Here is a 21,221-nt window from a genome sequence, read left to right on the forward strand (position 1 = left end):
ATGTCTATCCCGCCCGTTGTGCCACGACGTATACCTCTCGCTGCCTTGTCGTGAGCCGCTGATTCCATCGATCGCTACGCGTTGCCTGGGCCGCCTGGCTTCCGCCTTTTCCTTCCCTGTACCCCGTTAACCGCACGAGCTTTGTGTTGTCACAAAGTATCTGCTTCGCAACTTCTTGTAAATGAGAATGTTAACCATTATCATTTACAGATTCATCTGCGGAGTGAAATTCCATCGTGCGTGCCGATCATCGACGTCGATCCCTACCGGTTCTCGCCAGCGCACTGCTGTGCCCATGGCTGTTTCCGAGCGTAGCCGTTGCGCAAGAAGCGGATTCGCTGCCGACGGTAGTGGTTACAGGCACGCGTTCGGAAAAGACGCTGGACGAAACGCCGGTGCGCACCGAGGTGGTGGACCGCAAGGAAATCGACCGCACCCACGCCCGTACGCTCAAGGATGCGCTTGAAAACGTGCCGGGCCTGCAGTTGCGCGAGATTCACGGCAAGTCCGGATACGAAGTGACCCTGCAGGGCATGACCAGCGACCAGGTCCTGGTGCTGGTCGACGGTCTGCCCATCAGTGCCAGCACGGGTTCGACAGTAGACGTCTCGCAGTACCTGCTGGGCGAGGTCGACCGGGTGGAAGTGGTGAAGGGTGCCAGTTCGGCCCAGTACGGTAGTTCGGCCATGGGCGGCGTGATCAACGTCATCACACGGCCTATTGCGCGCGGATTTGCAGGCGCGGTCTCCGCAGATGCCGGCAGCTACGGCTCGCAGAACGCGGACGGCAACCCCGGCGTCCTGCACGGCAATGTCCGCGTCGAAGGCGGCGGCGAGAAATGGCGCGCACGCGTGACTGCCGACGCGATCGACAACAAGGGGTTCGCCGTGGATCCCGACGGCTGGACGCGCCACGGCGACGCCGTGCGGCGCGAGCAGTACGCCGGCCGTGTCGAGTGGCTGCCAACGCCCGCCGGCAGCTTCTGGGTCGACGCCAGCGCCTACCGCGAGACCGACGAGCAGCGCTACCGCTACTACGCGCCGCCGGTCTACGTGCCGCAGCGCAAGACCGAGGACATCTCGCGCGACCGCTTTACCGGTGGCGGCAGATGGCGCTTCGACAACGGCCTGACCGCGCGCCTTGCCGGCGTGACGGAGGGCTACGACAGCAACACGAAGGAATATTCCAACGGCTTCCAGACCGCCACGCGCAATGCCTCGATGCGTACCGACCACGTCTCGCTGCAGCTCGACTTGCCGGCGTGGAAGTCGCAGCTCTGGCAGGTCGGCGGCGATTTCCATCACGAAACGCTCAACCAGACCGCCAACGGCATCTCGGAACTGCTCGGCAATGCTTCGCGCACCGCCACCGAACTGTACGTGCAGGACGACATCATCCTCAGCGATACCTGGGAGATCGTTGCTGGCGTGCGCGGCCAGAACGACTCTGACTTCGGCAGCCACTTTGCGCCCAAGGTGGGTGTGCGCGCGAACCTGATCGGCAGCGAAGACTGGAAAGGCGTGGCGCGCGCCAACTTCGGCCAGGGCTATCGCGTGCCGAACCTGAAGGAGCGCCACTTCCTGTTCGACCACAGCTCGCTTGGCTACATGGTGATCGGCAACCCGAACCTGAAGCCCGAGTCCTCGAACAGCTTCCAGCTCGGCGGCTCGCTGAGCTGGCGCGACCGCGTGACGGTGGACGCCAACGTCTTCTACAACCGCGTCTCCGACCTGATCCAGACCGACATGAGCAACTTCACCGTGGTCAACGGTGTGGCGCTCTACACCTACCGCAACGTGGCACGCGCCCGCACGCAGGGCATCGAAACGACGGTGCGCTGGCAAGCCACCAGCCGCCTCGGCCTGAACGCCGCCTACACCTACACCGATACCGAAGACCTCGATACCGGCACCGAACTGACCCGCCGCCCGCGCAGCATGGCACGCCTCGGGCTCGACTGGCGCGTGTTCTCCGGCACGGACTTCTCCGTGCGGGGCCGCTACCAGAGCAGCGAACTGGTCGATTCCACCACGGGCGCGCGCTCGCCGTCCTGGACCACGCTCGATCTGGTGCTGAACCAGAAGATCGGCCGCGGCGTGACGGCCTTTGTCGGCGTCAACAACCTGTTCGACCGGCAGCGCGACTTCTCGAACGCGAGCGACTTCGGGCCGGTGGCGGGGCGCTTCATCTATCTCGGCGCGCGGTTCAACACCGACGGCGTCTTCTGATTCAACGGGGAAATCACAGGGAAATCAAAGGGGAGGAACCAGACATGACTCGAATCTCGGCATCCACGCTTGGCGCCATCATGATGGCGCTGGCTCTTGCTGCCTGCGGTGGCGGCGGCGACGACACAGGCAGCAGCAACTCGGGCAACTCCGGCAATTCCGGAAACAACGGCAATAGCGGCAACACTGGTACGACCAGCGCCTTCACGCAATCGGCCAAGTGGACGTTCGCGTTGCCGGCCAGTGGCAGCACCGTCTGCTACGACTTCAACGCCAAGGCCGAAGTCGCGAACTGCTCGGGCAATGCGTGGGATCTGAAGGTCAAGAGCAGCGGCATGACGGGATCGCTGTGGACCAACAGCGGCACCAGCGGCAGCGGTGGCGGTGGCGCGTTCGGCGGCCCGTTCGACCACACGTGGGCCGAGTTGCAGACGTGGCAGAACGCCACGACCGATCCGAAGAGCGGCGCAATTCCGAGCACCTTGTTCTTCAAGGATTCCGCGAGCGGCGTCTTCTCCGGCACCAACGACATCGCCTCGGCCGCGTTCGAGTACGGCGTGGGCGGGGCGAACGACCACCTGCTGTACCCGAACTTCCGGACGTTCGTGATCACGACCGACAGCACCAAGCTCGATCCGGTCGGCTCTGCATCCTCGCCCGTGTACGCGCTGCAGGTGACCGGCTACTACGGCGGCGCCGGCGGCACCACGTCGGGCAACCCGTCGTTCCGCTGGGTGGACCGCAGCGACGTGAGCCAGACGGTCCGTACGGCCACCGTCAACGCTTCAGCCGATTGGGTCTACTACGACCTTCAGGCCGGCGCCGTGAGCACGGCTTCGGGCACCTGGCACATTGCATTCAACCGGTACAACTTCAAACTCAACGGCGGAGAGTCGGGCAGCGGCAAGGTCGCGGGCTATGTGGGCAAGACGCCGGCCGGCTTCTACGACGCGGACAAGAAGCCGGTTGCGTCCAAGTTCACGGATTCGTCGAACCTGGTCGCCACGGCGGCCGACCTGACCTCCACGCTGGACGTGCCCGCCACCGTCAGCGCGTGGGTCAAGGACGGCACGTCGTCGCCGCTGGGTCCGAAATCGACCGGCACCTATCCGAACCCGCTGAACTACGGCTGGTACACGTACTACCCGACCACCACGGCTGCAGCGGCCGCCGGGCTGCCCTCGGTCGCGCACCTGATCAAGGCCAACGTTGACAGTGCGAGCCTGCTGCGTGGCGGCGAGGGCAATACCTATGCCCGCTTCCACGTGACGCAGATCGCCTACGCAGACCCGAACAACGCCTCCAGCCAGCAGACCTGGACGATCGAGTTCGACGTCCAGCCCTGACGCAGGACTTCAGCAAGGCACGCGCGGGGCATCCCCGCGCGCCCTTCCTGCAGCCCTTTCCCGATCGTTTATCCGCAAGACGCAAGACCTATCGACATGGAACACGACAGCATCGACACCCTGCGCGCCCGTCACCAGCAACTGGTGGACGAGTCTCCCAAGCTGCGCATCCGCGAGCGCGCGCTGCGCCTCGGCGTGCCCGAGGCCGCGCTGGTCGCCGCGGGCTGCGGCGTCACCTCGCAGGAGCTGGTTGGTCCCGCGCAAGCGTTGTTCCGCGAGCTCGGCACGCTCGGCCGCGTGATGGCGCTATCGCGCAACGACTACGCCGTGCATGAGCGCCATGGCGCCTATCTCGACATCCAGGCCGAGGGCCCAGTCGGAATCGTGCTCGGGCCGGACATCGACCTGCGCATGTTCTTCATGAGCTGGAAGTATTTTTACGCCGTGACCGAGAACGGTCGCCAGAGCATCCAGTTTTTCGACAAGCGTGGCGAGGCTGTGCACAAGGTGTACCGCACCGAGCAGACCGACGTCGCTGCATGGGATGCATTCGTCGCGAAGTTCGCCACGTCTACTCGCACGCCGGTCGTCGCCGAGCCGCTGGCGAAGGCGGCCGAGGCGGACAGCCCCGACGATGCCGCCGCCCTGCGCACGCATTGGCGCGGGCTGACCGACACGCATGACTTCTTCGGCATGCTGCGCCAGTTCAAGGTGTCGCGCCTTGGCGCGCTGCGCGCGGTCGGGCAGGACCTGGCGCAGCAGGTGGGCAACGAGACCGTCGAAGCCATGCTCACGCGCGCCGCGGAAACCGCGCTGCCGATCATGTGCTTCGTGGCGAATCCCGGCATCGTGCAGATCCACACCGGCCCAGTCAGCAAGCTGGTACGCACCGGCCCCTGGTACAACGTGCTCGACGAAACCTTCAACCTGCACCTGAACACGGACGCCGTGGTGTCGTCGTGGGTCGTCAACAAGCCGACCAGCGATGGCTGGGTGACCTCGCTCGAACTCTATGGCGCGGACGGCGAGCTGATCGTCCAGTTCTTCGGCGAACGCAAGCCTGGCAAGCCGGAACTGCCGGCATGGCGCGACTTGCTGCAATCGCTGTGCGCGCAGCCGCTCGCAGCATGAGCACATCGGGAGGACGAACGATGAAGCGTGCGGGCAGGCGGCATGCGCTGAAGGCGTTACTGGGTTGCCTTCCGGTCATTGCGCTGGCCGGCGCCGGCGTGGCCAGCGCCGCGGCGCCCGCGCGCGTCGTGGGCCTCGGCGGGCCGGTTACGGAGATCGTCTATGCGCTCGACGCAGGTCCACGCATGGTCGGTGCCGACACCTCGAGCATCTACCCGGCCGAGGCGCTCAAGCTGCCGCGCGTCGGCTACTACCGCACGTTTTCGGTGGAAGGCGTCGCCAGCCTGAAGCCGGACCTGGTGCTTGCGTCGGACCAGAGCGGTCCGCCGCAGGCGTTGGAGCAGGTCGGAAAACTGGGCGCGAAGATCGTGGTGGTGCCGTCGGACCCGACACTCGATGCGCTCGACAAGCGCATTCGCGGTGTCGCCGCCGCGCTCGACCTGACCGCGCGCGGCGAAGCGCTGGTGAACCGCATCCACGCCGAACTGCGCGACGTCCATCCTTCGGGGCGTGGCCAGCGCGTGCTGCTCGTGAGCAGCCATACCGGCAAGATGCTCGCGGCCGGGGATGGCACGGCGGCCGCCGCCATGCTCCGGCTCATCGGCGCCGACAACGTGCTCGGCACGCAGACCGGCTACAAGCCGTTCTCGGCGGAAGCGGCGGCTGCGCTGCGGCCGGATGTGATCGTCACGACGACGATGTCGGTCAAGGCGAGCGGCGGACTGGATGCGTTCCTGGCCCAGGCCGGCCTCCACGTGACACCTGCCGCGCGCGCCAGACGCGTGGTGGTGATGGACGACCTGCTTCTGCTCGGCTTCGGCCCGCGCCTGCCCGAGGCACTGCGCCAGCTGTCGGCCGGCCTCGCTGCCAAGGGATCGCCGGCGCGCTGAGCCGGCGATCTTCGGTTCCCCCCCAACGCCCCCATCCGACAGGTCCGCGCTTGAGTTCCGTCCGTTCCCTGATGTTCCGCCTGCACGGTTGGCGGCGTCCGTCACCGGCCCACGTCTTCGTGGCGCTGTGCGTGGTGCTCGCCGCGGCCGCACTCGGTGCCGCCGCCAGCGGCGCCATGCAGATTCCGCGCATGCAGATCCTGCGCGTATTGTTGTCGCCCGACGTCGATGGCGAAGCCGCGGTCTGGCGCAACGTGCTGATCGAGGTGCGGCTGCCGCGCATCGTGCTGGCCGTGACCGTCGGCGCGGCGCTGGCGCTGTCCGGCGCGGTGATGCAGGCGCTGTTCCGCAACCCGCTGGCGGAGCCGGGGCTGATCGGCATTTCGCTCGGCGGTGCGGCTGGGGCGGTCTCCGCGATCGTGCTGGGTGCCGAGGGTCTCATGGCGATCGCGCCAGCGGCTTTCGCCGGCAGCCTGGCCGCCACCGCACTGGCCTACCGGCTCGGCAGCCGGCGCCCGGGCATCGCCAACCTGCTGCTCGCGGGCGTGGCCATCAACGCCATCTGCGCGAGCGTGGTCGGCTTCTTCACCTACCAGGCGAGCGACGTGCAGCTGCGCAACCTGACCTTCTGGAATATGGGCAGCCTGGCCGGCGCAAGCTGGGGGCTGCTCGCGTGGATGGTGCCGCTGGTCGTCGTGCTCGGCGCATTGCTGCTGCGCGACTGGCGTGCCATGAATGCGTTGCTGCTTGGCGAGCGCGAGGCGCAGCATCTGGGTTTCGACCTCGCACGGCTGCGCCGCCGCCTGGTCGTGCTGACCGCGCTGCTGGTGGGGCCGCTGGTCGCGGTGACGGGAACCATCGGCTTTGTCGGACTGGTCGTGCCGCACCTGATCCGGCTGCCGCTCGGCGCCGACCACCGCTGGCTGCTGCCGAATACGCTGGTGGGCGGTGCCATCGCACTGACGCTGGCCGACTGGCTCGCGCGCGTTGTCGTGATTCCCGCGGAACTGCCGATCGGCATTGTCACGAGCCTGGTCGGCGGGCCGTTCCTGCTGTGGATGCTGGCGCGCAGAGGGGGTTGAGATGCTTTCTACACGCGGACTGACCTGCCATCGCGGCACGCGCCGGGTACTCGACGGCATCGATCTCGATTTGCATGCTGGCGAAGTGCTCGGCGTACTGGGCGCCAACGGCGCCGGCAAGACCACGCTGCTCGCGGTGCTCGCGGGCGAGCTTGAGGCCAGCGGCGGCGCCGTGACACTCGACGCGCGCCCGCTGCGCGAATGGAAACCCGCCGCGCTCGCACGCCGCCGCGCGGTGCTGCCGCAGTCGGCATCGCTCGGCTTCGACCTGTCCGTGCGCGAAGTGATCGCGATGGGCGCCTATCCGTTTCCCGAGCTGAGTCCCGATGACGAGGCGGCGCTGACGGCGCGCGCGCTGCGGCTTGCCGATGCGACGGCGCTTGGTACGCGGCGCTACCTCGGATTGTCCGGCGGCGAGCAGCAGCGCGTGCAGTTTGCGCGCGCGCTGGTGCAGGTGCTTGCCGCGCGCGCACCGGGCCAGTATCGGATGCTGTTCCTCGATGAACCGATTTCCAGCCTCGACCCGCGTCACCAGCTCCTGTTGCTGCAGGCGGTCCGGGCCCTGAGCCGCGAAGAGGACCTGGCAGTGTTCGTCGTGCTCCACGACGTCAACCTGGCCGCGCGGTGGTGCGACCGCCTGCTGCTGCTGTCGAACGGGCGCACCGTTGCCCATGGCACGCCGGTCGATGTGCTGACGCCGCAGAACATGGAGCTCGTGTACGCGCTGCCCGCGCGTGTGACGGTGGAGGACGTACCGTCTGTGACGTTCTGCCTGCCCTGAGCGCGTTGCCTAGCGCGGCACCTTGAACGCCTTGCGCGCACGCAGTGCCTCGGTCCGGGTCCAGCAGCCGTCCTGGTGGTCGTTGACGAGGCCCATCGCCTGCATCAGCGCGTACATCGTGGTCGGGCCGACGAAGCGCCAGCCGCGCTTCTTCAGGTCCTTGGACAGCGCCGTCGATTCCGGCGACGTCGCCATGGTGCGCAGCACCTCTGGCGTCAGCACCTTGGGCCGGCTCGCCGGGTCGGGCTCGTAGCGCCAGAAGTACGCCGCCAGCGACGACTCCGTTTCCAGCAGCTCGGCAGCGCGCTGCGCATTGTTGATGGCCGCCTCGATCTTGCCGCGGTGGCGCACGATGCCGGCATCGCCGAGCAGGCGCTGGATGTCGCGCTCGCCGAAGCGCGCGACCTTCTCGATATCGAAGTTGGCGAACGCCTTGCGGAAGGCCTCGCGCTTGCGCAGGATGGTCAGCCAGCTCAGGCCGGCCTGGAAGCCTTCGAGGCAGAGCTTCTCGAACAGGCGCCGGTCGTCGTCGACCGGAAAGCCCCATTCGTTGTCGTGGTAGTGGCAATAGTCTTCCAGCGTGCCGCACCAGCCGCAGCGCACGCGTTCGGCGGCGGCTTCCTGTTTTCGTGTCATGCGTGCCTTTCCATGGCCCGGGTTGGTAATGGCCGGCCGCGCTTGCGCGGCACCGGCGTCCGCCGGTGATCATGCACCGGGCGGGCGGTTTGCGGAAGGCCGGAATCGGACATGCGGATCACATGTCCGAAAGTTTCAGAAACTGGCGGCGAGCCCCAGCGAAACCCCTGAAACGTTGTTGCCAAACACATACCGCACCACCGCGCGGATCCGCGTGACGAAAACCTCGTGGGCGCTGGTATCCAGTTCCAGCCCGGTGCCAAGCGTGGTCAGATAGTTGAAGCCGAGCACGCCGGCCTGGCTGCCGAGGTAGTGCGAATGGGAGAGCTCGAGCACGTAGCGCACGGGGCGGTCCAGTGCGTGCATGCCCGTCGGCGCACGCCAGCGCGCGTACAGGTTGGCGGTCTGGGCGGTGGCTGTGCCGGTGACGCCGGAGGACGAGCCGCCGAAGCTCTGCAGGTGGATATTGGTGTAGCGCAGCTCCAGGTCGATCTCGTGGGTCTCGCGATAGTGCTCCCAGTCGAGCATGACGGAGCCACCGAGGCCGTAGGCGTTGAGCGAGCCATGCTCAAGGAAGTTGATGCTGCGGTCGGTCTTCTGCTCGATCACGAGTTCTCCGACCCTGAGGTCACTCGACACATTGCCGAGCGAAGCATTGAAGATCGGCCGGAATACGAGTTCCTTGTTCTCCGTGAGCGGGAAATCCCAACCGATGCCGATGGTGCCCGAGAACGTGTTCCACCTGACTGGCAAGGCGCGCGATTGGGTGCCGTCGCTGGCGATGAAGGTCGGGTCGTAACGGCTGTAGGCGAGCGCGCCTTCCAGGTAGAGGGGGAACGACTTGCTGATGGTGAAGCCGCCGCCGAGTTGCCACATGAAGACGCCGGGGTTGTCCGTCGCAGCGTTGTTGATCGACAGCGAACTCGAGGCCAGGTCAGGCACCACCGAGTAGGACATCAGCGTCAGCACGCCGTTGGCATGCTTCTGCACATTGGTGCCGACGACCTGGAATCCCTGTCCCTGTGCCTGTGCGCGTGCCTGCCCCGGCAAGAGCCAGAGCGCACCCGAGATGACCAGACAGGCTGGCAAGGCCATCGCGGCCCTGCGAAATTGCTGAAATGCGCACATTCGAGTTGCCGCGAAGGGTTCCGAACCCGGCGCCGAGCCGCGCGCGCCGCACCCGTGAAGCATTCTAGCGATGGATAGGGTGCCCCGGAGAGACCCCGGCCGCACGCACGAATTTTTTCAGATCACCGGTTGCAAGTCTTGCACACGGCGCCGCGCGCTATCCCACGTGATGGCGGCGAGGCGGGTTCCGCGCCGCGTCCGGTTCGGCTTCCGGCGGCCGCGCGGCGCGCCGGCGCGAGATCCACAGCACCACGGCGCTGGCCAGCCAGCCGGCCACGAATACGGTATCGCCGGCATGGTTGAGCCAGTAGGAGGCATTGGGCGTGCCGAAGATCAGGGTCAGCAGGGCGGCCGGCATCCGCGCGACGATCCACAGGGCCACGGCAGGCCCGCTGGCGTAGGCGCCAGCACGCCACCAGTGTGCGGGAATCGGTGGGGGCCGCTTGTGGCGGCGCGAGGGGCGCTGTACCACGAAAGTCTCCATCTCACCGGCGCGCGCCGGCGGGCATGCGTTGTGGGAAGCGCGTGGTGTCCGCCTGCGGCACCGCGGCGAGCCGGAACAGGCTCCCCAGAGGCATCGTATGCCATTTCATCTGCCGTAGTGCGGGCGCAGCAATGCGCTGTGTGGGCCACCTAACGATGACGGCCCGGCCGGCCATTCAAGTTTTTTGCACGAAGTGTCCGCAAATCCGGTCCGCTGCGCGGCGGCTTCTTTGTCAAACTTCATTCAGGACACGAAATGCTTTGAAGGTGAATGCCATGCTTCCCTCGCTCTACATCTCGCACGGTTCGCCGATGCTGGCCATCGACCCCGGCCCGACCGGTGCCATCTTTGACGCGCTTGGCGCCAGCCTGCGCGCGCAGAAGCCGCGCGCGGTGCTCGTGGTGTCGGCACACTGGATCTACAGCACGCTGGCGGTCGGCACGCGCGAGCGCCAGGAAGCGTGGCACGACTTCGGCGGCTTTCCGCGCGAGCTCTATGCGCTGCGGTACGACGCGCCGGGCTCGCCCGAGCTCGCGGCACGGGTCAAGGAACTGGTCGAGACCGCCCATGTTCCGGGCGCCTGCTTTGTCGGGTTCGACGAAGAGCGCCCGCTCGACCACGGTGCCTGGATGCCGATGCGGCATTTTTTCCCGGATGCGGATGTCCCCGTGGTGCAGCTTGCGCTGAATCCGTACCTGTCGCCCGCGACGCAGATCGACATCGGCCGCGCGCTGGCGCCGCTGCGTGATGAAGGCGTGCTGGTGCTGGCCTCGGGCAGCTTCACGCACAACCTGCAGGAAGTGTTCGGCGGCGGCCGGCGCGCCCAGCACGGTCCGGCCACGGAGCCGTATGTCGATGCGTTCCGCAACTGGATGCTCGATGCGCTCGACGAGGCGCTGGCGACCGGCGATACCAGCCGCATCGCCGACTATCGTGCGCAGGCACCCCACGCGCGCCGCGCGCATCCGACCGACGAACACCTGCTGCCGTTTTATGTGGCGCTGGGTGCCGCGCTCGGCCCGCGCGATGCGGGAGCCGGCCAGACGCCTGCGGATGTGGCGCGGGTCGCCGATGAAGTCACTTACGGCGTGCTGGCGATGGACACCTTCGTGTTCAACGGCCTTGGCGCCGGCGCACAGCCTCCCGTACGCGCCGCGGCCTGACGCCTATTGCTTGCGCGCTGGCAGGTAGCGCCGCGCCGAGCGGGCGCCTGCCAGCGCGATCCAGCCCATGGTCAGCGCCACCACGGCGAGGCCGACACGCAGGCTGGCCAGGTGCGCCACGCCGCCGATCAGCACCGGGCCCAGCAGCAATCCCAGATAGGCGAAGCGCGCCACGCGCGCGATGGCTTCCGCTGGCGCCACGCCAGGCAGGCGCGATGCCGCCACGAAGAAGATCGGCACCATGTTGGCCGCGCCCAGCCCCATCAGGCTGAATCCCACCAGCGCAGCCATGGGTACGGGCACGGCCAGTGCGAGCACGATGCCGGCAAAGCCGAGCCACGCGCTGGCGGTCAGCGTGCCGGCTTCTCCCCAGCGCGCGCGCAGGCGGTCGCCGCCGAAGCGCCCACAAGCCATCCCCCCCGAGAACGCCGCATAGCCAAAGCTGATCCAGCCGGCCGGCGCCATGGTCACATCGCGCATATAGACGCTGGACCAGTCGTACATCGCGCCTTCGCCGATCAGCCCCAGGAAGGCCAGCAGGCCCAGCAGCCACAGCGCGCGAACCGCGTGGTCGCGGTGGTGGCTGGCGCTCGGCAATACCGGGTGGTCCGCCAGCAGCCCGGGCGCCGTGCCAAGGGCCACCACCGCGGTCAGGCCCGCCATCATCGCCGCATGAACCAGCGGCGGCACGCCGAGCGACAGCATCAGCCCGCCGAATGCCGCGCCAGCCATGCCGCCCAGGCTGAACATGCCATGTAGTGCCGACATCACGGGACGGGTACGGCTGGCTTCGACCGTTGCGGCCTGCGCGTTCATGCCTACGTCGAATGCGGCGTTCGCCATGCCGAAGGCCAGCAGCGCGAGCAGCAGCAGACGGAAGTCGGGCATGGCGAGGATCACGACCGTCGCCAGTGCGTAGACGAGGCCGCTGGCCATCGACGCACGGGCGCTGCCCACGCGCGCAACCCAGCGCCCCACCGGCCCCATTGCGGCAATGGCGCCGCCGGCCACGGCCAGCATCGCGATCGACAGCATGGCGTCGGACAGGCCGAAGCGCGCCTTGATGGTCGGGATGTGAACGCCCCAGGTCGCAAAGGTGGCACCGTTGACGAAGAACAGCGCCATGGTGCCCCGCGTGGCGCGGGCTACGCGGTCAGAGGATAGGGTGGAGGCTGGCGACGACGATGCGCCGGGATTCGACTCGGACATGGCGGGAACTGCGGGCCGCGCGGCGAGCGCTCGGCCTGTGGCAAAGCGAGCATTGTCCCGCATCGCCGTGATGCGCGTGTGAAGCGGGACCGGGACGGCGTCAGCCGGTGACCCGCAGCAGGCCGCGCCGCTGGAGCGCGAATGCGAACGACAGCAGCGCCGCAAGCGCCAGCGCCACCATGGTCCACAGCATCAGCCAGTAGCCGCCGGCGAAGCGCCAGAGCAGGGCGCCCAGCCATGGCGCGGCGGCCTGCATCAGCAGCACCGGCGTCATCATCAGGCCGTTGAGCGTGGCGTAGTGGTGGCGCGAGATCAGTTCCGGCATGGCCATGGCGCGCAGCATGGTGTTGACGCCATTGGCGCAGCCGTAGAGCAGCGCCGCAACCATGAGCCAGGCACCGTGGCCGAGCGCCATGCACAGCAGGCCCGCGCTCATCAGCACGTAGACCGGCACGGCCAGCCGCACGGGATGCCGGACGGCGGCACGCATCATGAGCAGGCGGCCCACGACCTGCGCCGGACCGATCAGCGCGGCGACCACGAGCTGCTGGCCCAGCGGCAGGCCCTTCTCGGTCAGCATCGGGATCAGGTGCGCGCCGAGCAGCGATGCCACCATGTTGGTCGCGGTGAACGCCAGCACCACCGCCCAGAACACGGGCAGGCGCAGCGTGGCACGCGCAATGCCATGTTTGCCTGTATCGCTGGCGGGCAGCGGCGAGGCTGGCTGGACGGCGGCGTAACTCGCATGCAGCACGTAGCGCAGGCGCGCATGCAGCGGCACGCAGACCAGCAGGTTCAGCGCGGCGAAGACCAGCAGGGTCTGCCGCCAGCCGAGATGCAATACCAGCCATTGCGCCAGCGGCACGAAGATCGTGCTGGCAAAGCCCGCCATCAGCGTGACCGTGACGATCGGTTTCTGGTAGCCGTCGCCATAGGCCTGGCGCAGCACGACGAAGGCGGGCTCATAGAGCGTGGTGGCCATGGCCAGCCCGAGCGGCACCCACATCAGCAGGAACACCGTTGGCGAGGGCGACCACGCCCACAGCAGCAGGCCAGCGCCGGCCAGCAGCGAGCCGGCGCCCATCACCTTGCGCGCTGGCAGCCGGTCCAGCAGCCGGCCCACGGCGAACGAGCACATCGCCCACACCAGCAGGCCCAGCGAAAAGCCGCCCGCCAGGAAGGGCTTGGTGTAGCCCAGTGCGCGGCTCATCGGCTCGATGAACACCGTGAACGAAAAGTACAGCGTGCCCCACGAGATGGTCTCGGTCAGGCCGAGCATCCAGACCAGGCTGCGTGGTGGGGGAGCCGGATTGCCGGCGTCGGCGGGAACGGAGGGCGTGGCGGAATCCGCGTCGGGCGTGGCGTCTGTTCGGGTCATGGCGCGCCCCCGGCCTGGGGGCGGCGCAGCGGGCTAAGCGGAAATTGTAGCGAGCCTGCGCGCGCCGTGGTGATCCTCAGGCACTTTCGGCCGGCCCCTTGAGCTCGACCACATTGCCATCGGGATCCTTCACGTACAGCGACGGCCCCTTGCCCTCGGCACCGAAGCGCTGCTCGACCGCGCTCGCCTCCACGCCGTGGCGCGCCAGGCTGGCACGCACGGCGTCGGCATCGAACGGGTCGATGCGCAGGCAGAAGTGATCGAGGTTGCGACCCTCGGCGCCGGGACCTGCGCCGCCAGCACGGCCCAGCGGCCCGTCGAGCGAGACCAGGTCGATGAGCCCGCTGCCCGCGCGCAGCTGCGTCAGGCCGAACGCGGGTTGCTCGCGCTCCACGCTGCAGCCGAGGACGTCGACGTAGAAGCGCCGCAGCCGGTCGACGTCGGCGGTGCGCAGGACAAGGTGATCAATGCCGAGGATACGGAACATGGCGCTCAGTGGTGCAGACCGTCGTAGTCGATGATCTTCAGCGCATCGAGGTCGACGTTGTCCAGACAGCGGACATTGACCGCCGCCATGGGCCGCCCGTCCTTGTCCTGGCCATCGGCATACGGCCCGCATCCGCACACCGGGCAGAAGCGATGCGCGATCTTCATCGTGTTGAAGCGGTACGTCGATGCATTCGCTTCGGGGGTGGTCAGCTTGAACTGCAGCTGCGGCACGAACCACAGCAGATGCCCGCGCCGGCGGCAGATCGAGCAGTTGCAGCGGATCACGCTCGGAATATTGTCGGCTTCCACCTCGAAGGCGATGGCCCCGCAATGACAGCTGCCCTGGTATGTCATGGCTTCTCCTTGTTGTGGCCGGTGTCCGGTCTACTGATCCGGAATCAGCCGCTTGCCCAGGCTGACCGCTGCATCCGGCGCGTACCCGAGCTTGTCGTAGAAATCGATCACGGCGTGGTTGCCGGCGCGTACCAGCAGGTTGATCTTGGGACAGCCGCGCTCGATCAGCAGCTGCTCGGCATGGGCCATCAGCATGCGCCCGTAGCCCTTGCCCTGATGCGTGGGATGGACGGCCAAATAGTAGACCCATCCGCGATGCCCGTCGAAGCCGACCATCGCGGAAGCGATTGGCTCGCCGGACACTTCGCCGACCAGGAACAGCTCCGGCTGCGCGGTCAGTTTGCGCGCGATGTCGCGGTACGGGTCGTTCCACGGACGGGTCAGGCCGCAGGCCTGCCACAGCGCAACGACGGGCTCGGTATCTTCTTCGCGAAACGAACGGATCAGCATCTTGCAATGGTGCGCCGCATCATCGACGCATTGTTCAGTTTTTGACAGTGTAGCCGCGCGGCCAGTGCCACAATGCCCCACCACATCCACAACAACAGGCGATCCCACCGCCCAGGAGACAAGCATGAGCGAGACCCACGCACCCGCACACGCAACGTTCAGTCACATGGAGCACGGCACCCGCGAAGACTGGGCGGCGATCTCCGCCGAATTCATGCCATTCGCGAAACAGTTGCCTGACCGTGTGCTCGCACACCTGCGTTTGCTCGAAGGCGATTGCGGCGGGTTCCCCGTGGACCGCCTCACACATTCACTGCAGACCGCGACGCTTGCGCATCGCGACGGTCGCGACGAGGAGTACGTGGTGTGCGCGCTGCTGCATGACATTGGCGACACGCTCGGCAGCTATAACCATCCCGATATCGCAGCCGCCATCCTGAAGCCGTTCGTCAGCGCGGAGAACCTGTGGATGGTCGAGAAGCACGGCGTCTTCCAGGGCTACTATTTCTTCCACCATCTCGGCCTGGACCGCAACCTGCGCGAACAATTCCGCGACCAGCCCGAACTGTTCGAGCGTACCGCGGAGTTTTGCCAGAAATATGACGGGGCCGCGTTCATGACGGACTACGACACGCTGCCGCTGTCGTTCTTCGAGCCGATGGTGCGGCGCGTACTGGCCCAACCGCGCAATTCGATGTATGTGAAGCCGGGGGAGAAGGAGTTGGCGAAGGCGTAGTACTGTTGCCGCTGGACGACCAATTGTGTTCCCTCTCCCCTCAGTGGGAGAGGGTAGGGAGAGGGGTGGTTTAGCAAGGCACCACGTATCGAGAAGCGCCTGCCCTCTCCCCCGGCCCCTCTCCCGCAAGCGGGAGAGGGGAGGAACAACGCGAGCGACTTATGCCGCTACGCCGCGCGCTGCGCCGTCTCCGGATGCCGGAATTGTTCCAGCAATTTCGCCCAACGCACCCGCACCGCCTTCAGGTTGTTTTCCTTCACATGGCCAAAGCCCCGGATATCGTCCGGCAGATTGGCCAGCGTTACAGCGGTGTCGTAGTTCGCCGCATTCAACCCGGCGATCAGCGTATCCAGCAACGCCCGATACTCGCCAATCAGCGCGCGTTCCGTGCGGCGTTCCTCGGTCTTGCCAAAGATATCGAGCATGCCGCCACGCAGCCCCTTCATCTTCGCGAGCCAGCGGAACAGCGTCATCGTCGACGGCCCGAACTTGCGCTTGACGAGATGTCCCTTGTCGTCGCGCTTCGCAGTCGTCGGCGGTGCAAGCCAGAAGTTGAGCTGGTAGTCCTTGCCGGGTTCGCCTTCGAACTGCGCACGCAGCTTGTCGAGGAAGGCCGGGTCCGTGTACAGCCGCGCGACTTCGTACTCGTCCTTGTACGCCATCAGCTTGGCCAGGTTGCGCGCGGCGGCTTCGGTCAGCGGTAGCGGCTTGCCGCTTCCTGCCAGCGCGCTCTCGGCTGCGCGCACGCGGTCAATGGCTTCGCGATAGGTACGCGCGTAGGCCGCGTCCTGATAGGCCGTCAGATGCTCGACACGTCGGGCAATCAGCTTCTCGAGCAGGGCGCCCGACGATGTCGGCAGCTTCACCACGTCCGCGCCTTCGGCGGTGTTCTTCAGCTTGCCGGTCAGCGATAGCACGTGTTCGGGGTCATGTGCCATATGGCGGCCCCAGTCGAACGCCGCCTTGTTCTTTTCCACCGCCACGCCGTTCAGTTCGATCGCGCGCTCCAGCGCCTGCAGCGTCAGCGGAATCCAACCCTTCTGCCACGCATAACCAAGCACCAGTGGGTTGGTGTAGATGGCATCGCCCAGCAGCGCCACGGCCAAACCGCTCGCGTTAATGAAGTCGCACTGCTCGCCGACCGCGTTGCGGATATCCTGCTCGGCCGACAGGCCCGGGAACTGCCACTTCGGGTTCTTGATGAACTCGGCCGTCGGCGTCTGCGACGTGTTGACTACCGCGCGCGTGCGGCCCGACTGCGTCTTCGAGATGACCTCGTCGTTGGCCGACACGATCGCATCGCAGCCGATGATAAGGTCCGCCTCGCCCATCGCGATGCGCGTGGCGTGCAAATCTTCCGGACGCGTGGCGAGCTGCACATGCGACAGCACCGCGCCGCCTTTCTGCGCAAGCCCCGCCATGTCGAGCACGGTAACGCCCTTGTTCTCGAGGTGCGCGGCCATGCCGAGCAAGCCACCAATGGTCACGACGCCGGTACCGCCCACGCCCGTCACCAGAATGCCGTAGGCACGGCGGATCTCCGGCAGCGCAGGCTCAGGCAGCGCGGGCAGGCTGTCCATCGCCACGCCATGCTGCTCGGGCTTGCGCACCTGCGCGCCTTCGGCCGTGACAAAGCTCGGGCAGAAGCCGTTCACACAGGAGAAGTCCTTGTTGCACGACGACTGGTTGATCTGGCGCTTGGTACCGAATTCGGTTTCAAGCGGTTCGACAGACAGGCAGTTCGACTTGACCGAGCAGTCGCCGCAGCCTTCGCACACCGCGTCGTTGATGAAGGCGCGGCGCTGCGGATCCTCCATCGTGCCGCGCTTCCGGCGGCGGCGCTTTTCGGTGGCGCAGGTCTGGTCATAGATCAGGATCGTGCAGCCCGGTACCTCGCGCAGTTCGCGCTGGATCGTATCGAGCTGGTCGCGATGGTGGACCGTGATGCCTTCCGGCAGCTTGATCGCCCCGTTGTACTTCTCGGGTTGATCCGTGACGATGACGATCTTCTTCGCGCCTTCACTGTGGACCTGCCACGCGATGTCCTGCACCGAGAGCTGACCATCGACAGGCTGGCCGCCCGTCATCGCCACTGCATCGTTGTAGAGGATCTTGTAGGTGATGTTGACGCCCGCCGCGATCGACGCGCGGATCGCCAGCAACCCCGAATGGAAGTACGTACCATCGCCCAGGTTCGCGAACACATGCTTGTCGCCCGCAAACGGCGCCTGGCCGATCCACGCCACGCCCTCGCCGCCCATCTGGCTGAAGGTGCTGGTATTGCGGTCCATCCACACCGTCATGTAGTGGCAGCCAATGCCCGCCAGCGCGCGCGAGCCCTCGGGCACGTTGGTCGACGTGTTGTGCGGGCAGCCCGAGCAGAACCACGGCTTGCGCTCGGCCGTCACGCGCGGCGTGGCCAGCGCTTTTTCCTTGGCCTCGATGATCGCGAGCCGTGCGTCAATGCGTGCGCGCACATCCACCGGCAGGTCGAACTTTTCCAGTCGCGTGGCGATGGCTTTGGCGATGATCGCCGGCGACAGTTCGTAGTGCGCGGGCAGCAGCCAGTTGTTCTGCGGGATCGACCATTCGCCGCCCGCGTTGTCCTTCTCGTCGAACTTGCCGTAGACCTTGGGGCGCACGTCGTCGCGCCAGTTGTACAGCTCTTCCTTGAGCGCGTACTCCATGATCTGGCGCTTCTCTTCGACGACCAGGATTTCCTGCAGGCCTTCCGCAAAGGCGCGCGCGCCATGTGCTTCGAGCGGCCACACGCAACCGACCTTGTACAGGCGGATGCCGATCTGCGCGCACATGGCATCGTCGAGGCCCAGGTCGGCCAGCGCCTGGCGCGTATCGAGGTAGGCCTTGCCGCCGGTCATGATGCCGAAGCGCGCATGCGGCGAATCGATCTCGATGCGGTCGATCTTGTTGGCGCGCACATAGGCCAGGCCCGCGTACCACTTGTAGTCGAGCAGCCGCGCTTCCTGTTCGAGCGGCGGATCGGGCCAGCGGATATTGAGGCCGCCCGGCGGCAGCACGAAATCGTCGGGAAGCACGATCTGCACGCGATGCGGATCGAGTTCGACGGACGCAGACGATTCCACCACATCAGTGACGCACTTCATCGCTACCCATAGGCCGGAGTAGCGGCTCATCGCCCAGCCATGCAGGCCGTAGTCGAGGTACTCCTGCACATTCGACGGATACAGCACCGGCAGGCCGCAGGCCTTGAAGATGTGTTCCGACTGGTGCGCGAGCGTCGAAGATTTCGCGGAATGGTCATCGCCCGCCAGCACCAGCACGCCGCCGTGGCGTGACGAGCCGGCCGAGTTGGCGTGTTTGAACACATCCCCCGTGCGGTCCACACCTGGCCCCTTGCCGTACCACATGCCGAACACGCCATCGAACTTCGCATCGGGGTACATATTGACCTGCTGCGAACCCCAGACCGACGTCGCGGCAAGGTCCTCGTTCAGGCCGGCCTGGAACACGATATTGTGCGCGGCGAGATGCTTCTTGGCTTTCCACAGCGACTGGTCCAGCGCTCCGAGCGGCGACCCGCGGTACCCGGAAATGAAGCCGGCCGTGTTCAGGCCGGCGGCGTGGTCGCGTTCCTGCTGCAGCATCGGCAGGCGTACCAGCGCCTGCGTGCCGCTGATATAGATGCGGCCACGCTCCAGCGTGTACTTGTCGTCGAGGGAAACGTTAGCGAGCGCGCGGCGGATGGCGTCGCTGACCGGCGTGGTCAGGGGGGCATTCATAGGTGCTCCTCTATGGGGTGCGTTGTCGGGATCACCGACTACTACATTCATGGGGCCGACCGTCCCGAGCCTCTTGTGAAGGCATCGGCAGGTGGTGTCTCTGCGCGGATGGTAGCACCGCTCAAAATTCCGCGGCACCTTGCAATGCAGCAAAAACCGCACCCGTCGCGGCGGGAGTTTCCTGTATGGACAGGGCTTCGCGTGTACACTGCGATGCATCCAAGGCGCCACCCACATGCACTACGATGTGGCCCAAGGCGCCCCTGCCATGGATCGGCACGCGCCGGTCCGGTGCAACCTCCGCCCGGCAACATGGCCGGGAATCTCCTCCGAGCAGGACCGAACATGACCAATTCCCCCCGCCAGGGCACCGCGACCCTGGCCGTGCTGATCGATGCCGACAATGCGGCGCCCGCCATCATCGAAGGCCTGCTGGCCGAAGTCGCCAAATATGGCGTCGCCGCCGTGAAGCGCATCTACGGCGACTGGACCAAGCCCAACCTGTCGGGCTGGAAGGAGTGCCTGTTGTCGCACTCGATCCAGCCGATCCAGCAGTTCCGCTACACCGTCGGCAAGAACGCCACCGACAGCGCGATGATCATTGACGCGATGGATCTGCTGTACACCGAACGCTTCGATGGCTTCTGCCTGGTGTCGAGCGACAGCGACTTCACGCGCCTCGCCTCGCGCATCCGCGAACAGGGGCTGATCGTCTATGGCTTCGGCGAGCGCAAGACGCCCAAGCCGTTTGTCACGGCATGCGACAAGTTCATCTATTCGGACGTGCTGCGCGCCGACAACGACGCCGGCGCCGATGAAGCCGCCGCGCCCGTGCGCCGCCGCAGCGGCGGCGAACTGCGCCAGGATTCGCGCCTCGTGCGGCTGCTGCAGAGCGCCTCGCAGGCGGTGTCGGATGAAGACGGCTGGTCGACGCTTGGCGGCATGGGCAACCACATTGCCAAGCAGGCGCCGGAGTTCGATTCGCGCAACTACGGGTATGGGAAGCTCTCGGAGCTTGTAGCTGCCACGGGCCTGTTCGAGGTCGAGACGCGCAATGGCGGCAACAACAAGACCATCTGGGTGCGGTTGAAGAAGCGCAGCAAGCAAGGGCAGGAAGGGGATGGGCGCCATGCTGGCGGCCAGCGTCAGGCTGAGAAGCCGCAGGCGCATCCGTCACAGACGCCTGCACCGCAGCCCGAAAGCCGCCGGCCAGTCGCTCCACCGGAGGTCGTGGCCGTACCGGTTGCTGCGCCGGAACCGGAGCCGGTTCCCGAGCCTGTCGAGGTTCCTGTTGCTGCGGAACCCGTACCTGAACCTGCGCCAGTGCCGGAAGTTGAGGCTCCGGAAGTGGTGGCAGCCGATGTCATCGCGGAAGAGTCGCCCGCGCCGGCTGCGAAGAAGCCCGCTCGCAAGCGGGCGCCGCGTCGGCCTGACGTGGAGCTCAGCGAGAAGCCCTGGCCGATCGATCAGTCCGTGTTCGCTGCGCCCGGGGATACGGTGCTGACGGCGCAGGTGCAGGAGGCGTTTGAAGGGTTTTCTGAGGCGCCTGCGGTGGAGGATGTTGCTGCTGAGGCGAAGCCTGTTAGGAAGACGCGGAGGAAGGTGGTTAAGGGGTAAGGCGTTTTTTTGGGTTCTGTGGCGGTGTTCGTTCTTGGCATGCGCCGCTGTTTTGCCGGCGTAGCCGGCGAGTCACTTTTTGTCCGAGCGACAAAAAGATGGAATGAACGCGCCCCGGCCCACTAAGCAGAAGGCACCGGCAATTCAGTTGTAGATCTGGGAAACGTGAGCGAGTAGGCGGGCCCTCCATCGCAAAACGGCATCGATGTGCCAAAGTGGAAGTGTCTGCAACCACGTGGATGGAGGGACCCGAGATGAATACTACGACTTATGGCCTGGACATTGCAAAGACTGTCTTCCAACTCTATTGGGTTGAGCCGTCGGGGAAGAGTTTCAACCGGAGCTTCAGTCGCCCGAA

Annotated in this window: 18 protein-coding genes; 9 read left to right on the forward strand and 9 right to left on the reverse strand. The window is 66.4% G+C overall.

Annotation, left to right across the window (positions count from 1 at the left end; translation table 11 throughout):
* Positions 1-236: 236 nt before the first annotated feature.
* The 6 genes from KHO41_RS30060 (at position 237) to KHO41_RS30085 (ending at position 7,458) form a co-directional block, all read left to right on the forward strand.
* A complete protein-coding gene (locus KHO41_RS30060) occupies positions 237-2,228 on the forward strand; it encodes a TonB-dependent receptor plug domain-containing protein (RefSeq protein ID WP_244874099.1) in 1,992 nt (663 codons plus the stop codon).
* Positions 2,229-2,272: 44 nt separating this feature from the next.
* Positions 2,273-3,574: an HmuY family protein gene (locus KHO41_RS30065; protein ID WP_211956889.1), complete on the forward strand. Its 1,302-nt coding sequence runs from the start codon at positions 2,273-2,275 to the stop codon at positions 3,572-3,574.
* 96 nt (positions 3,575-3,670) lie between these two features.
* Positions 3,671-4,705, forward strand: coding sequence for a hemin-degrading factor (locus tag KHO41_RS30070; protein ID WP_211956890.1), 1,035 nt, complete (start codon positions 3,671-3,673; stop codon positions 4,703-4,705).
* A complete protein-coding gene (locus tag KHO41_RS30075; RefSeq protein WP_244874100.1) occupies positions 4,702-5,595 on the forward strand; it encodes a heme/hemin ABC transporter substrate-binding protein in 894 nt (297 codons plus the stop codon). The genes KHO41_RS30070 and KHO41_RS30075 overlap by 4 nt, the downstream gene beginning before the upstream one ends.
* 71 nt (positions 5,596-5,666) lie before the next feature.
* Positions 5,667-6,677 (forward strand): FecCD family ABC transporter permease, encoded by a 1,011-nt coding sequence (locus KHO41_RS30080; protein WP_211956906.1) that lies wholly within the window; start codon positions 5,667-5,669, stop codon positions 6,675-6,677.
* A gap of 1 nt (position 6,678) precedes the next feature.
* A complete protein-coding gene (locus KHO41_RS30085; RefSeq protein WP_211956891.1) occupies positions 6,679-7,458 on the forward strand; it encodes a heme ABC transporter ATP-binding protein in 780 nt (259 codons plus the stop codon).
* Between the two features lie 9 nt (positions 7,459-7,467).
* On the opposite strand, the gene KHO41_RS30090 is transcribed toward KHO41_RS30085, so the two are convergent.
* The 3 genes from KHO41_RS30090 to KHO41_RS30100 form a co-directional block, all read right to left on the reverse strand.
* Positions 7,468-8,094 (reverse strand): DNA-3-methyladenine glycosylase I, encoded by a 627-nt coding sequence (locus KHO41_RS30090; protein ID WP_211956892.1) that lies wholly within the window; start codon positions 8,092-8,094, stop codon positions 7,468-7,470.
* Between the two features lie 135 nt (positions 8,095-8,229).
* Positions 8,230-9,189: a hypothetical protein gene (locus tag KHO41_RS30095; protein ID WP_211956893.1), complete on the reverse strand. Its 960-nt coding sequence runs from the start codon at positions 9,187-9,189 to the stop codon at positions 8,230-8,232.
* 190 nt (positions 9,190-9,379) lie between these two features.
* Positions 9,380-9,694, reverse strand: coding sequence for a hypothetical protein (locus tag KHO41_RS30100; RefSeq protein WP_342344485.1), 315 nt, complete (start codon positions 9,692-9,694; stop codon positions 9,380-9,382).
* A gap of 287 nt (positions 9,695-9,981) precedes the next feature.
* On the opposite strand from KHO41_RS30100, the gene KHO41_RS30105 reads away from it, so the two are divergent.
* Positions 9,982-10,869 carry a DODA-type extradiol aromatic ring-opening family dioxygenase gene (locus KHO41_RS30105; RefSeq protein ID WP_211956895.1) on the forward strand — a complete coding sequence of 296 codons (888 nt, stop codon included), beginning with the start codon at positions 9,982-9,984 and terminating at the stop codon, positions 10,867-10,869.
* A gap of 3 nt (positions 10,870-10,872) precedes the next feature.
* On the opposite strand, the gene KHO41_RS30110 is transcribed toward KHO41_RS30105, so the two are convergent.
* From KHO41_RS30110 to KHO41_RS30130, 5 genes are all read right to left on the reverse strand, one after another.
* On the reverse strand, positions 10,873-12,078 hold the full coding sequence (locus KHO41_RS30110; protein ID WP_211956896.1) for an MFS transporter: 1,206 nt from the start codon (positions 12,076-12,078) through the stop codon (positions 10,873-10,875).
* Positions 12,079-12,178: 100 nt separating this feature from the next.
* Complete coding sequence (locus KHO41_RS30115; RefSeq protein ID WP_211956897.1) at positions 12,179-13,456, reverse strand: MFS transporter; 1,278 nt, start codon at positions 13,454-13,456, stop codon at positions 12,179-12,181.
* A 76-nt stretch (positions 13,457-13,532) separates the two neighbouring features.
* Entirely contained in the window at positions 13,533-13,943 is a 411-nt protein-coding gene (locus KHO41_RS30120; RefSeq protein WP_140949198.1) for a VOC family protein, read from the reverse strand.
* Positions 13,944-13,948: 5 nt separating this feature from the next.
* A complete protein-coding gene (locus KHO41_RS30125) occupies positions 13,949-14,299 on the reverse strand; it encodes a GFA family protein (protein WP_211956898.1) in 351 nt (116 codons plus the stop codon).
* A gap of 30 nt (positions 14,300-14,329) precedes the next feature.
* Entirely contained in the window at positions 14,330-14,749 is a 420-nt protein-coding gene (locus KHO41_RS30130; protein WP_211956899.1) for a GNAT family acetyltransferase, read from the reverse strand.
* Between the two features lie 124 nt (positions 14,750-14,873).
* Here KHO41_RS30130 and KHO41_RS30135 point away from each other — a divergent pair, with 124 nt between their 5' ends.
* Positions 14,874-15,485 (forward strand): HD domain-containing protein, encoded by a 612-nt coding sequence (locus KHO41_RS30135; RefSeq protein ID WP_211956900.1) that lies wholly within the window; start codon positions 14,874-14,876, stop codon positions 15,483-15,485.
* A gap of 167 nt (positions 15,486-15,652) precedes the next feature.
* Here the strand turns inward: KHO41_RS30135 and KHO41_RS30140 are convergent, their stop codons facing one another.
* On the reverse strand, positions 15,653-19,246 hold the full coding sequence (locus KHO41_RS30140; protein WP_211956901.1) for an indolepyruvate ferredoxin oxidoreductase family protein: 3,594 nt from the start codon (positions 19,244-19,246) through the stop codon (positions 15,653-15,655).
* Positions 19,247-19,591: 345 nt separating this feature from the next.
* On the opposite strand from KHO41_RS30140, the gene KHO41_RS30145 reads away from it, so the two are divergent.
* A complete protein-coding gene (locus tag KHO41_RS30145) occupies positions 19,592-20,863 on the forward strand; it encodes an NYN domain-containing protein (RefSeq protein WP_211956902.1) in 1,272 nt (423 codons plus the stop codon).
* Positions 20,864-21,221: the final 358 nt, after the last annotated feature.

The sequence above is a fragment of the Cupriavidus numazuensis genome, from assembly GCF_905397435.1.
Lineage (GTDB): Bacteria > Pseudomonadota > Gammaproteobacteria > Burkholderiales > Burkholderiaceae > Cupriavidus > Cupriavidus numazuensis.